Source organism: Streptomyces sp. NPDC002701, assembly GCF_042889045.1.
GTDB lineage: Bacteria > Actinomycetota > Actinomycetes > Streptomycetales > Streptomycetaceae > Streptomyces.
Genome location: NZ_JBIAQL010000005.1, coordinates 424090 through 437072 on the forward strand (window position 1 = coordinate 424090; position 12983 = coordinate 437072).

Genomic DNA, 12983 nt, shown 5'->3' on the forward strand with positions numbered 1-12983 from the left:
CGACCGGCTCGTTAACGTCCGAGAGTGAGCCTTTGGACTTCCCTGGAACCCGCCTCCGCGACCGTGGACCCGGGTGGTAGTACGACGGTGCGGCTGCGGTTGCGCAATACCGGTGATGTGGTGGACGAGTACCGCTTCGAGGCGGTGGGGCCGGTTGCTCCGTGGACGTCGGTGGAGCCGCAGGTGTTGCGGTTGTATCCGGGGACGACGGGGTCGGTGGACTTGACGTTCAGGCCGCCGCGTACGCCGGATGCGACGGCGGGGCCGAATGCGTATGCGGTGCGGATCTCGCCGACGGAGCATCCGGAGGCGACAACGGTTCCGGAGGGGAATCTGACGGTCACTCCGTTCACGGAGGTGCGGGCGGAGTTGGTGCCGCCGACGGTGAAGGGGCGGTTTCGGGGTCGTCCGAGGCTGGCGGTGGACAATCTCGGCAATACGAGGCTGACGGCGTCGGTGAGTGGGAGCGACAACGGTGATCAGTTGTCGTATGACATCTATCCGAGCAATGTGCAGATCGAGCCGGGTCGTGCGGCGTTCGTGAAGACGACGTTGAAGCCGCGGCAGATCATCTGGTTCGGGTCGAAGGAGGACCGGCCCTACACGCTGGCGGTGCAGCGGTCGGGGGTCGCGCCGCTGGACGTGGAGGGCACGTACGTTCAGCGGGGCTTTCTGCCGCGGTGGCTGGCGACGTTCCTGGGGGTGTTCATGGCCCTCGCGATCACGTTCGTGATGTTGTGGATCGCCTACAAACCGTCCGTCCGCAGCATGGCCACCGAAAAGCTCCAGGAAGCCGGCATCAGCACCCTGCCGCCCTCTCCCTCCCCTACCCCCGAGGCGCCGAAGGCTCCGTCCGCCGAGCCGGCGGCCTCCCAGCCCGCCGCCCCCGAGGCGTCCGGCGACAGTGGCGGAGGAGCGGGGGCCCCGCAGCCGAAGCCGAAGGAGAAGCCCAAGGGCGTCGTCCCCGCGACCGACGTCCTCCTGCGGAACACGACCACCAAGATGTGCGCCGAACTCCCGGGCCGGGACAAGGGCAAGCCGGGCGTCCTCGTGCAGCAGGCCGGCTGCACCGCGAAGACGGAGGACGACAACCAGCTCTGGGACCTGGAGGAGCGCTACCCGAAGCTGGGCCCCGGCGGCACCGTCCTCTTCCAGATCCGCAACGTCAAGGACCAGCTCTGCATGGACCTGCCGGGCTCCGGGGCACAGCCCGTCCGGACGGAGATCTCCGAGGCCGACTGCGACGGTACGACCGCCGACAACCAGCTGTGGTGGGTCGACAAGCAGGAGAGCGGCGCCTACTGGATCCGCAACTACGCCAGCAACAACAAGTGCCTGGACGTCTCCGGGTTCAGCACCGGTGGCGTCGACACGAAACTGACGCTCTACGACTGCTCCAACTCCGATGACCAGGAGTGGCTGATCATCCACCCGTCCCAGGACTGAGGCACGGGGCAGCGCGTACGCCTCTTCGGGCAGCCATCGTGCCCCGGCGCTTCCTGACCCGGCACCCGCGCGCCGTTTAACGTCCGAGAGTGAGCCTTTGGACTTCCCTGGAACCCGCCTCCGCGACCGTGGACCCGGGTGGTAGTACGACGGTGCGGCTGCGGTTGCGCAATACCGGTGATGTGGTGGACGAGTACCGCTTCGAGGCGGTGGGGCCGGTTGCTCCGTGGACGTCGGTGGAGCCGCAGGTGTTGCGGTTGTATCCGGGGACGACGGGGTCGGTGGACTTGACGTTCAGGCCGCCGCGTACGCCGGATGCGACGGCGGGTCCGAACGCGTATGCGGTGCGGATCTCGCCGACGGAGCATCCGGAGGCGACGACGGTTCCGGAGGGGAATCTGACGGTCACTCCGTTCACGGAGGTGCGGGCGGAGTTGGTGCCGCCGACGGTGAAGGGGCGGTTTCGGGGTCGTCCGAGGCTGGCGGTGGACAATCTCGGCAATACGAGGCTGACGGCGTCGGTGAGTGGGAGCGACAACGGTGATCAGTTGTCGTATGACATCTATCCGAGCAATGTGCAGATCGAGCCGGGTCGTGCGGCGTTCGTGAAGACGACGTTGAAGCCGCGGCAGATCATCTGGTTCGGGTCGAAGGAGGACCGGCCCTACACGCTGGCGGTGCAGCGGTCGGGGGTCGCGCCGCTGGACGTGGAGGGCACGTACGTTCAGCGGGGCTTTCTGCCGCGGTGGCTGGCGACGTTCCTGGGGGTGTTCATGGCCCTCGCGATCACGTTCGTGCTGTTGTGGATCGCCTACAAACCGTCCGTCCGCAGCATGGCCACCGAAAAGCTCCAGGAAGCCGGCATCAGCACCCTGCCGCCCAGCCCCACGGCGTCGCCCCCCGCACCGCCCTCTCCCACCGTCGCTGCCACGACACCCCCGGCCGCCGCACCGACGCAGTCCGCGGGCGGCGCCGGCTCGGCGGGTGGCGGGGAAGAGGAGGAGAAGGAGACGAAGGCCCCGGAGCGGACCGCGGCGACCGCCGTCCAGCAGCTGGCCGCGGAGGACCCGGGCGGACGGCACATCTGCTACCGCGCCTATGTGGCGGGCAAGGGCTGGACGGACGCCGTCTGCGACGGCGAGACGGCGGGCACGGTGGGCGAGGAGACACCGCTCAAGAGCCTCAACATCGCGGTGTCCGGCACCAAGGGCACGGCCAGCGCCGCCCTCGTCCACAACCCGGAGTCCACCGACGGCCGCGGCCACTACAACGCGCCGTGGTCGGGTGTCGCCGACGGGCTCGACAACTACATCGGCAGCACCAAGAAGGACGCCCCGAACCTGCTGGGCTTCACCATCAACGTCGACAACGGAGGCGGGGCCGTCTGCCAGACCGCGCACGTCCGGCACGCGGCGTGGCTCGGCATGGCCTGCGACGACCCCGGGGCCGGCGAGGGGTTCGTCTTCGGCGGATCGCTGGAGAACGACCGGTGGCTCGAAGCGGTCAAGTTCACGGTGTGACGGCCGCCGGCCGCACGTGACCGGCCGTCTGTCGTCCCGTCGACGCCGACGGGGTGCGGCGGGCTACCAGTTGCCCTCTCCGGGGACCAGGCGGCCCGCCTTGCGGTACTCCCGCTCGGCGCCCTCCCGCAGATCCGCCGTCGTGACGGGGGCGCCGCGCCCCGCGGCGGCGTAGGCGGCGGTGACGACCGCGCTGCGGATCGAGCCGCCGGCCAGTTCGAAGTCGCGGGCGACCGACGACGGGTCGGTGCCGTCCGCGCACGGCACCGCGGCGAGGCTGTGCCGCCACAGGGCGAGGCGCTGCCCGGAGTCCGGGAACGGGAAGTCGACCACCAGGTCCAGGCGCCGGGTGAACGCCTCGTCGATGTTGGCGCGCAGGTTGGTCGTGAGCAGGGCGATGCCGTCGAAGGACTCCAGGCGCTGGAGCAGGTAGGCGCTCTCCATGTTGGCGTACTTGTCGTGGGAGTCCTTGACCTCCGAGCGCTTGCCGAAGACCGCGTCCGCCTCGTCGAAGAGCAGGACGGCGTCCGTGCGGTCGGCCTCGGTGAAGATCCGCTCCAGGTTCTTCTCGGTCTCGCCCACGTACTTGTCGACGATCGAGGAGAGCTGGACCACATAGAGGTCGAGGCCGAGTTCGGCGGCGACCACCTCGGCCGACAGGGTCTTGCCGGTGCCCGACTCGCCCGCGAAGAGACCGAGCACACCGCGGCCCCGCCCGCCGCCGGCGCTGAGCCGCCAGTCGCCGAGGACCTGGTCGCGGTGGCGGGCGCGCAGAGCCAGTTCGTGCAGCTGCACGAGGGGCTTGTCGGGCAGCACGAGGTCCTGCCAGCCGACGTCGGGCCGGATCCGGCGGGCGTGCCGCTCCAGGCCCGAGGCGGACTGCTGCCGGGCGGCGAGCCGCAGGTGGGTGGCGGTCACCGGGGTGCCGTCGAAGACGGCGAGGCCCTCGGCGGCGTGCGCGGCGCGCAGGATGCGGTCGCCGCCGAGCCGGTAGGGGGCGACGACGGCCGCGAGGTCGAAGCCGGGCTCCTCCCGCAGGGCGGCCGACCAGGCGTCCACCGCGCCCGCCCGCTGCCGGGGAGCGTCGAGGACCAGGGGGTCGTGCTCGCACCACTGCGGGTCGTACGGACGCGGCCCGGTGAGCAGCACGGGCACCCCGGACCCGGCCAGCGCCCGGACGAGCGCGCCGGGTCTGTCGGGGAGGGCGGACGCGACGATCGCGGCGCCGCGCAGCCGGGCCTCCCGCAGGAGCTCGGGTACGCGGTCCTCGGGGCCCGTGTAGTGCAGCGCCTCGAAGCCGGCGGTCCGCAGTGCGGCGGCCGCGCCCGCGAGCCCGTCGCCCTCGCGGTGTTCGCGCAGATAGACCGTGAGGGGCGCGGCGGTGAGCCGGGCGGCCAGCCGGGCGGTGAACTCGTCGTCGTGCGACGCGGGGGCCGTGGCGAGCGGGTGGACGTGGCCGACGAGCGCGGGATCCAGGGTGTCGTCGCCGAGCAGATGGGCGACGAGCCGGTCGGGTACGCGCAACGAGCGGCTGAGGAAGGGCCGTTCGGGTTCCTCGACGCTCAGCAGGCCGAGCGCGGTCAGCGGCGCCGAGGGGTGGAAGCGGGCCCTCGCGTCCGCGAGGTGCACGGACAGTCCGCACAGGTCGAGGGCGAGCCCCGTGGTGGCCCGGCGCCTGCCGACGTCGTCGTTGAGGTATCCGTACAGCGGCTCGAAGGAGCGGTCCAGGTCGGGGGCGAGGGCGATGAGCAGGATCCGGGTGTCCAGCTCGGTGAGCCCGAGCCGTACCGCGAGCAGCTCCAGCCGGCCGGCTCCGGTGCCCTCGTCCGTCGCCCCGGTCCCGGCCTCGTCCCCGGCCCCCGTGCCGTCCCCGAACACGGAGGGGAACGGGGCCGTCGTGGGCGCCAGGAGATGGCGTACGGCCTCGTCGGAGAGGTACAGGCCGCGCAGTGGGTCGCCCGCGGTGGGATCGCCGGCGGAACGCTCGTCGACCAACTCCGCGACACGGTCGCGCAGTCGGGCCAGGCGGAGGAGGAGCGGGTCGGACGTACGGGGGGCGTGGGTGGTCACTTCTGCCGTTCTCCACTGGCGGGCGACGCGGGCGACGCCGGTGAGGCGGGCGCGGGCGGGGCCGTCGGCGAGGACTTCAGGTGCCGGGGCAGGTGCCTGCGTTCCTGCGATCCCTCCAGCGTGCCGTCGAGACCGCGTACGCGCACGCCCGCGCCCTCGGTGACCGGGGGACCGGCGTCGTACTCGGGGAAGGACGGGAAGGGGACGGTGACCACGAGGTCCAGGGACGGTTTCAGCTCGCCGCCCAGGGCCGACCAGATCTCGGCGAGGGACCGGGACTCGGTGTGCAGCCCGGCCACCGTGAGCGGCACGGACAGGCCCAGCGCGCCCAGGGCGCCCGGCAGTTCGTCCGGAGCCAGCAGTTCGCGCGGCAGCAGGGTCGCCAGCACCGCGGACAGCAGCCGGTGCTCGTCCTGCGGCTGCTTGGTCCAGGCGGTGACCAGGTACGACAGCCGGAACCAGCGGGGCGGCTGGCGGCGGCGTACGACGATGTCGCGCTCGTCACGGACGGACATCTGGCCGCGTTGGCGCCGCCGGACGTCCTCACGGATGTCGTACAGGTAGACGTTCACGGAGGGCGCGTTGCGCCGGGCCGCCCAGTCGCGGGTGGGGGCCTCGAAGGACACGTCGATGCCCGAACCGGCCAGCGCGCCACCCCCGAGCAGCCGCTTGAGGACCTCGTCCACCTCGTGGATCACCGTCGCGCTCCCGCCCTGCCGTGCCGTGTCGCCGGATGCCGGCACGGCTGACCTGCGCCGGCACCGGAACCGCCGTCCGAACCACTGTCGGAACCGATCGTGCCCTCCGGCCCCCCGCCTCCGCAGGCACGCCGGGGACGGCAGCCGGGCAGACCGTGCTGCCCGGGTGTCCGCCTCCGGCTGCCCGTTCGATCAGATGTAGCCTTCGCGCAGCGCGTGTGCCACGGCATGCGCCCGGTTGCGCAGATGCAGCCGCGTGGTGAGTCCGTGCATCACGTTCTTGACGGTCCGTTCGGAGTAGGACAGCTTGCTGGCGATCTCTCCGGTGTCGAGCCCCTCGGCGACGAGCCTCAGCACATCGACCTCACGCGGTGCGAGTCCCGAAGAAGGGGCACCGGGATGGCTGCTCGCTGTGCGGTGCAGCGAACCCACCTGGTTGAAGAGACGGCCGAGCAGGTCCGCGGGCAGGTCCCCGTCCCCGCGGGAGGCCGCGATGACGGCCTGCACCAGCCGGTGCGCGGTGGCCTCGTGGCGCCACACGATGGCCCCGACACCGCACTCGATGACGTCGAGGAGCTCGGTCTCGCGGATCACGCTCACCACGAGCACGGCACGCGCGCCCTCGCTGCGCACCAGTCTTCGCAGTCGGGAGAGCGCCGTCTCGTCCAGTGTCTCGGCGATCAGCAGGGCGACGGTGTCCGGCCCGGTCTCGGTCTCCTCGCGGAGGTCGATCACCGGGTGCTGCCGCAACTGGCTGAGCGCCCCCTCCCGGCTGATCGGATCCGAGGCGTGGACCGCCACGGGTATCCGGGACTCCGGTTCGGCCGTGCCCGGAGCCGCGGTCCCAAATGAGCTGCGCAACGGACTCCCCTATGTTCACGAGCCCGTCACCTCTGTGGCGTCCGTGACAGGCGTGCACTCATCACACTTCTGTGAGCCGTGCCGTCGGCGCAATCGTGGAGCACCACGAGACACACCACGGGAATTGCAACCACCTTGCGTATGTTCCGGTCTTGACAGTGGGTCATGTCACGCAACGGGCAACAGGAGTTCCGCCGTCCCACACAGTGGGCCGCACCACGGCCGCGAGGGAGGCAGGGATGAACACACCGCTGCTTGAGCGCCGGGAAGCCCTGGAGCTGATCGCCGCGGAGGCCGGACGTGCCCGGGCGGGCACCGGCCGGCTGGTCCTGCTGCGGGGCGCCACCGGCACGGGCCGCACCGCGCTCCTGGAGGCCGCCGCCGAGCAGGCGGCGCAGGACGGGATGCGGGTGCTGCGGGCCCGCTGCTCTCCCGACGACACCGGTCTGCCCTTCGCCGCCGTCCGCCAACTGCTGGCCCCCGCGGCGGAGTTCGCGGACACCCGTGAGGTGCCGGACGAACGCGTCCGGGGCGCCTGGCTGTGGCGGCTGCTGCGTTCGTTCACGGCCGGGGCACCGCTCCTCGTCACCGTGGACGACGTCCACCTCGCGGACGACTCCTCGCGGCGCTGGCTCGTCGACGCCGCCCGGCGGGTGGACCGATTACCGATACTGCTGGTGGTGACCGAGCGCGGTCAGTACGACATCGACGCGCCGTCGGCCGGTCTCGCCCACACGCTGTCGCCCGCGCTCGTCCGCACCCTCACCCTCGCCCCGCTGGGCGTCGACTCCGCGACGGAACTGGTCCGCGCGGACTTCGGCACGGTCCCGCAGACGTGGGTGGACGACTGCGTACGCGCGAGTGCGGGCAGCCCGCTGCTGCTGCGTGCCCTCCTGGACGACCTGCGCGGCACCCTGCCGGCCACGGTGCCCAAGGTGTCCGCCGCGCTGTACCCGGGCGGGTACCAGGCCGCGGTGTCCTGGTGGCTGGACAGCGCGGGCCCTGCGACCGCGGAGGTGGCCCGGGCGCTGGCCGCCCTGGACGACGACGCGGTCCCCGACGAGTTCGCCGACCTGCTCGGCGGTGTCGCCGACGCCGATCCCGCGCGGGTGGCGGGGTGGCTCACCGCCATGACACGGCTGGGTCTGCTGCGCCCGGGGGCCGACGGGCGGCCCCGGTACGCGCACCCCCTGCTGCGGGACGCGGTGCTGAGCGGCTGGCCCGTCCTGCGGCGCCGGGCGGCGCACCGGACGGCCGCCGAGGTGATGCTCCGGCGCGGCGAACGCGCCGAGGCCGTCGCCGGCCAGCTGCTGCGCACCGACGCGGTCGGCGAGGCGTGGGTCACCGGCGTGCTGCTGGACGCCGCCGCCATCGCCGTCCGCGACGGCCGCACCGCCGACGCCCTGCCCTTCCTGCGCCGTGCTCTGGACGAGCCGCTGCCCGACGACCGCCGGCAGCGGCTCCTCACCGAACTGGGTTCACTGGAGTACGCCACCGTGCGCTCCTCGGCCGGCATACCGCGCCTCGCCGAGGCGGTCCGGCTGCCCGGTGTCCCGCAGGACCGGGTGCGCGCGGCGGTGGCCCTGGGCACGGCACTGGCCGGCCGGGGCGAGGCCCGCGCCGCGGTCGACGTGCTGCGCTCCCTGGACCCCCAGCTGACGGGCCACCCCGACCTGGCCCGCACGGTGCACATCGCCTCCGCGCTGCTGTCCGACCACGACCACGAGATCCGGCAGGAGGTCTACCGCTGGCTGCACGACACCGCGGACCGTTCACCGGGTCTGGTCGGCACCGCGGGCCAGGCACTGCTCGTCCGGTACGAGGCGACGGCCGGCCTGCTCTCGGCGGACGCCGCGATGGACCGGATACGCGCCCTCCTCGCGGAACCCGTCGACCCGCTCGCCGAGCCCTACCTGCTGGGCACGGCCGCCGCCGTCGCCCAGTGGGCCGACGAACTGGAGGAGGCCGAACGCCTCGTCGAACGCGGTCTCGCCCGCCAGCGCCCGTCCCTGCTGCACCCGATGCACCGGGCGCTGCTGAACGTGCGGGCCGACATCGCCGCGGCCCGCGGGGACTACGCGCGGCTGCTCAGCGGCCCGGAGGCCCGGCGGCCGGCGGGAAGCCTCCAGGGCCCGGCCAACGGCCAGGCCCACGCGGTGGTCGCGCTGGTCGAGACCGGCCGGGTGCCGGAGGCCGGCCGTCTCGCGGGCGGCTTCGACCTGCGGGAGGCGCAGGACTCCTGGGAGCTGAACCGGTTCCTGTACGCGCGCGGGGTGCTCCGGGCCGCCGCCGGGGACCCGGCGGGCGCGCTCGACGACTTCCTCGAGTGCGGGCGCCGCCAGACGGCCCGCGACGTGGTGAGCCCGGTCGTCACCCCCTGGCGGACGGCGGCGGCGGAGTGCCGCCTGGCGCTCGGCCGGCCCCGCGAGGCGCTGGAGCTGGCCGAGGAGGAACTGCGGCTGGCCGAGGTGTGGGACACCCCGCGCCCGGTGGGCCGCGCCCTGCGGGTGCTCGGTCTGGCGACCGGCGGGCGGCGCGGTCTGGAACTCGCGGACCGGGCCGTACGGGTGCTGCGGGACGCCGCCGTGGAACCGGAGCTGATTCCCGCGCTGGTCGCGCAGGGCCGCCAGCTCACCGCCGCGGGGGAGCGGGCCCGCGCCCGCGACTGCCTGCGGGAGGCGGCCGAACGCGCCGAACGGCTGGGTGCCGTACGGCTGCGGGCCGCCGCCGAGGAGGCCCTGCGCGAGGGCGGGGCCCGCCGCGCCGCGACCGCGCTCACCGGCTCGGACGCGCTCACCGGCAGCGAGCGCCGTATCGCCGAGCTGGCCGCGGGCGGGCGTACGAACACGGAGATCGCGGAACTGCTGCACCTCGCGCGCCGTACCGTGGAGACGCATCTGACCAGCACGTACAAGAAGCTGGGGATACGCCGACGGGCCGACCTGCCGGCCGTGCTCGGCCGGCAGCGGCGGGACGGGTGACGGGTGACGGGGAGGTCCGATATCGCTTTGCGCGCGCCCTCGCCCGCCGCCCACACTGGGCCGGTGCTGACACGACGTGAGACCCCCGCCGACGTCCCCGCCGCGCGTGCCGTGATCGCGGCGGCCTTCGCCGGGCCGGACACCCCGGACCGGGATCCGGTCGAGGCCACCCTGCTCGACGCGCTGCGGACCTGTGACGGCTGGCTGCCGGAGCTGTCGTTCGTGGCGGCCGACGAGAAGGGGGAGGTCGCCGGGCACGTCGTCTGTACGCGCGGACACCTCGACGGCGCCCCCGTGCTAGGGCTCGGCCCGATCGGCGTACGGCCCGGCCTGCAGCGGCGCGGTACCGGCCGCGCCCTGATGCACGCGGTGCTGGGCGCCGCCGACGCCCTCGGCGAACCGCTCGTCGCCCTGCTCGGCAGCCCCGCCTACTACGGCCGCTTCGGCTTCCGCCCCGCCACCGACCTGGGCATCCGCCCGCCGGACCCGGCCTGGGGCGAGTACTTCCAGGTCCGCACCCTCACGACGTACGAACCGAGCCTGCGCGGCACGTTCAGTTACGCGAAGCCGTTCGACGACGTCTGAGCGGCGGCACGCTTTCCAGGGACGCGGGAACCGCGCGAACGGCCCCCACCGGTGGGCGGGGGCCGTTCGGCTCACCTGACTGCGCGCGTGCCTACTTGACCGGCTCGGGCTGCGGCTCGCTCTCCGCCTCGGCCGCACCCGCCGGAGGCTCCGGCAGGGTCTTCACGGAGTCGAGGAGCAGCTGGGCCACGTCCACGACCTGGACGGACTCCTTGGCCTTGCCATCGTTCTTCTTGCCGTTGACCGAGTCGGTCAGCATGACGAGGCAGAACGGGCAGGCGGTGGAGACGATGTCGGGGTTCAGCGACAGCGCCTCGTCCACGCGCTCGTTGTTGATCCGCTTGCCGATCCGCTCCTCCATCCACATCCGCGCGCCACCGGCGCCGCAGCAGAAGCCGCGCTCCTTGTGGCGGTGCATCTCCTGCTGGCGCAGGCCCGGGACGGCGGACATGATCTCGCGCGGGGGCGTGTAGATCTTGTTGTGCCGGCCCAGGTAGCAGGGGTCGTGGTAGGTGATGAGGCCCTCGACGGGGGTCACCGGGATGAGCTTGCCCTCGTCGATGAGGTGCTGGAGCAGCTGGGTGTGGTGGATGACCTCGTAGTCGCCGCCGAGCTGCGGGTACTCGTTGCCGAGGGTGTTGAGGCAGTGCGGGCAGGTGGCGACGATCTTCTTGGCCGACTTGGGCTTCGCGGACTCCGGGAGGACCTTGCCGTCGTCGTCCGTCTCCTCGCCGAAGGCGGCGTTGAGGGACATGACGTTCTCCATGCCGAGCTCCTGGAACAGGGGCTCGTTGCCGAGGCGGCGGGCGGAGTCACCGGTGCACTTCTCGTCGCCGCCCATGATGGCGAACTTCACGCCCGCCATGTGCAGCAGCTCGGCGAACGCCTTGGTGGTCTTCTTGGCCCGGTCCTCCAGGGCGCCGGCGCAGCCGACCCAGTACAGGTACTCGACCTCGGTGAGGTCCTCGATGTCCCGGCCGACGACCGGGATCTCGAAGTCGACCTCCTTGGTCCATTCGAGGCGCTGCTTCTTGGCCAGACCCCAGGGGTTGCCCTTCTTCTCCAGGTTCTTCAGCATCGTCCCGGCCTCGGACGGGAAGGCGCTCTCGATCATCACCTGGTAGCGGCGCATGTCGACGATGTGGTCGATGTGCTCGATGTCGACCGGGCACTGCTCCACGCAGGCGCCGCAGGTGGTGCAGGACCACAGGACGTCGGGGTCGATGACCCCGTTCTCCTCAAGGGTCCCGATCAGCGGCCGCTCGGCCTCCGCGAGCGCGGCGGCGGGCACGTCCTTGAGCTGCTCGGCGGTCGCCTTCTCCGTGCCCTCCATGTCCTTGCCGCCACCGGCCAGCAGGTAGGGGGCCTTGGCGTGGGCGTGGTCGCGCAGCGACATGATCAGCAGCTTGGGGGAGAGCGGCTTGCCGGTGTTCCAGGCGGGGCACTGCGACTGGCAGCGCCCGCACTCGGTGCACGTGGAGAAGTCGAGCAGACCCTTCCAGGAGAACTGCTCCACCTGGCTGACGCCGAAGACGTCGTCGTCGCCCGGGTCCGTGAAGTCGATCGGCCTGCCGCCGCTCGTCATCGGCTGCAGCGCCCCGAGCGCGGTCGCGCCGTCGGCGTTGCGCTTGAACCAGATGTTCGGGAAGGCCAGGAAGCGGTGCCAGGCGACACCCATGTTGGTGTTGAGCGAGACGACGATCATCCATACGAAGGACGTGCCGATCTTGATCGTCGCGACCAGGTAGACCAGGTTCTGCAGCGTGCCGGTGCTCAGGCCGTCGAAGGCGAGGACCAGCGGGTACGAGGCGAAGTAGCCGGCTTCGTAGTGCTCTACGTGGTGGAGGGCGCCCTCCAGGCCGCGCAGCACGTAGATGGCGAGGCCGATGGTGAGGATGACGTACTCGACGAAGTACGCCTGACCGGACTTGGAGCCCGCGAAGCGGGACTTGCGGCCGGCCCGTGAGGGCAGGTTCAGCAGCCGGATCGCCATCAGCACGGCGATGCCCAGGACCGTCATCACGCCGATGAACTCGATGTAGAGCTCGAACGGCAGGAACTCGCCGATGACCGGCAGCACCCAGTCGGCCTGGAAGAGCTGGCCGAACGCCTGGACGAGGGTCGGCGGCAGCGTCAGGAAGCCGACGGCCACGAACCAGTGGGCGAAACCGACGATGCCCCACCGGTTCATCCGGGTGTGACCGAGGAACTCCTTCACCAGCGTGACGCTGCGCTGGTACGGGTTGTCGGTGCGGGTTCCGGCGGGAACCGGCTGGCCGAGCTTGAAGTGCCGGACGAACTGGCCGATGGCGCGTGCGAGCAGCGCGACGCCGACCACGGCCAGGACCAGCGACACGATGATCGCGGCGAGTTGCATTTCGGGGCTCCTCGGGCCTGCGAGGGTCTATTACTGAGCGGTAGCTTACGCAGTCCTACGAGACTACCCATTCCTGTGCCCGCACTGTAGTCAGCGGCACGGTGATCTGCGTCGCTGAGGCCCGCCTATGGCGCGGCCCAGCCTTGTCTGCCGCCTGCGGACCGGCGGGGGCGGGCCTGTTCGTCGCCTGCGGGCCGGCGGGGGCTGATCGCGCAGTTCCCCGCGCCCCCAAAGACGAAAAGCTGGGGCGCAGCCCCGCGTTTCAGGGGCGCGGGGAACTGCGCGCTCAACCCCCACGCACCCGCACCCGACAACCGCGGGACGCGGTTTTCAGGGGCGCGGGGAACTGCGCGCTCAACCCCCACGCACCCGCACCCGACAACCGCGGGACGCGGTTTTCAGGGGCGCGGGGAACGGCGCGAACGGCCCCCGCCGGCCCGCAGAT

8 protein-coding genes are annotated in these 12983 nt (G+C 72.3%); 4 read left to right on the plus strand and 4 right to left on the minus strand.

From position 1 onward, the window contains the following. The first annotated feature begins 24 nt into the window (after positions 1 to 24). Both ACFYXC_RS17650 and ACFYXC_RS17655 read left to right on the plus strand, forming a co-directional pair. Positions 25 to 1446: an RICIN domain-containing protein gene (locus ACFYXC_RS17650; RefSeq protein WP_389552373.1), complete on the plus strand. Its 1422-nt coding sequence runs from the start codon at positions 25 to 27 to the stop codon at positions 1444 to 1446. An 89-nt stretch (positions 1447 to 1535) separates the two neighbouring features. Further along, positions 1536 to 2966 carry a hydrolase gene (locus ACFYXC_RS17655; protein WP_389552376.1) on the plus strand — a complete coding sequence of 477 codons (1431 nt, stop codon included), beginning with the start codon at positions 1536 to 1538 and terminating at the stop codon, positions 2964 to 2966. Positions 2967 to 3029: 63 nt separating this feature from the next. Here ACFYXC_RS17655 and ACFYXC_RS17660 read toward each other — a convergent pair whose 3' ends face one another. From ACFYXC_RS17660 to ACFYXC_RS17670, 3 genes are all read right to left on the minus strand, one after another. After that, positions 3030 to 5036 (minus strand): ATP-binding protein, encoded by a 2007-nt coding sequence (locus tag ACFYXC_RS17660; RefSeq protein WP_389552378.1) that lies wholly within the window; start codon positions 5034 to 5036, stop codon positions 3030 to 3032. Next, positions 5033 to 5734 (minus strand): DUF4255 domain-containing protein, encoded by a 702-nt coding sequence (locus tag ACFYXC_RS17665; RefSeq protein WP_389552833.1) that lies wholly within the window; start codon positions 5732 to 5734, stop codon positions 5033 to 5035. The genes ACFYXC_RS17660 and ACFYXC_RS17665 overlap by 4 nt, the downstream gene beginning before the upstream one ends. 192 nt (positions 5735 to 5926) lie before the next feature. Beyond that, positions 5927 to 6595: a LuxR C-terminal-related transcriptional regulator gene (locus ACFYXC_RS17670; protein ID WP_388917862.1), complete on the minus strand. Its 669-nt coding sequence runs from the start codon at positions 6593 to 6595 to the stop codon at positions 5927 to 5929. Positions 6596 to 6834: 239 nt separating this feature from the next. On the opposite strand from ACFYXC_RS17670, the gene ACFYXC_RS17675 reads away from it, so the two are divergent. Both ACFYXC_RS17675 and ACFYXC_RS17680 read left to right on the plus strand, forming a co-directional pair. Continuing rightward, the gene (locus ACFYXC_RS17675) at positions 6835 to 9576 is read left to right on the plus strand and encodes an AAA family ATPase (RefSeq protein WP_389552381.1); all 2742 of its coding nucleotides are present in this window, start codon (positions 6835 to 6837) and stop codon (positions 9574 to 9576) included. Between the two features lie 63 nt (positions 9577 to 9639). Continuing rightward, on the plus strand, positions 9640 to 10161 hold the full coding sequence (locus tag ACFYXC_RS17680) for a GNAT family N-acetyltransferase (protein WP_389552384.1): 522 nt from the start codon (positions 9640 to 9642) through the stop codon (positions 10159 to 10161). Between the two features lie 91 nt (positions 10162 to 10252). Here ACFYXC_RS17680 and ACFYXC_RS17685 read toward each other — a convergent pair whose 3' ends face one another. Next, entirely contained in the window at positions 10253 to 12538 is a 2286-nt protein-coding gene (locus tag ACFYXC_RS17685) for a heterodisulfide reductase-related iron-sulfur binding cluster (protein WP_388917871.1), read from the minus strand. Positions 12539 to 12983 lie beyond the last annotated feature (445 nt).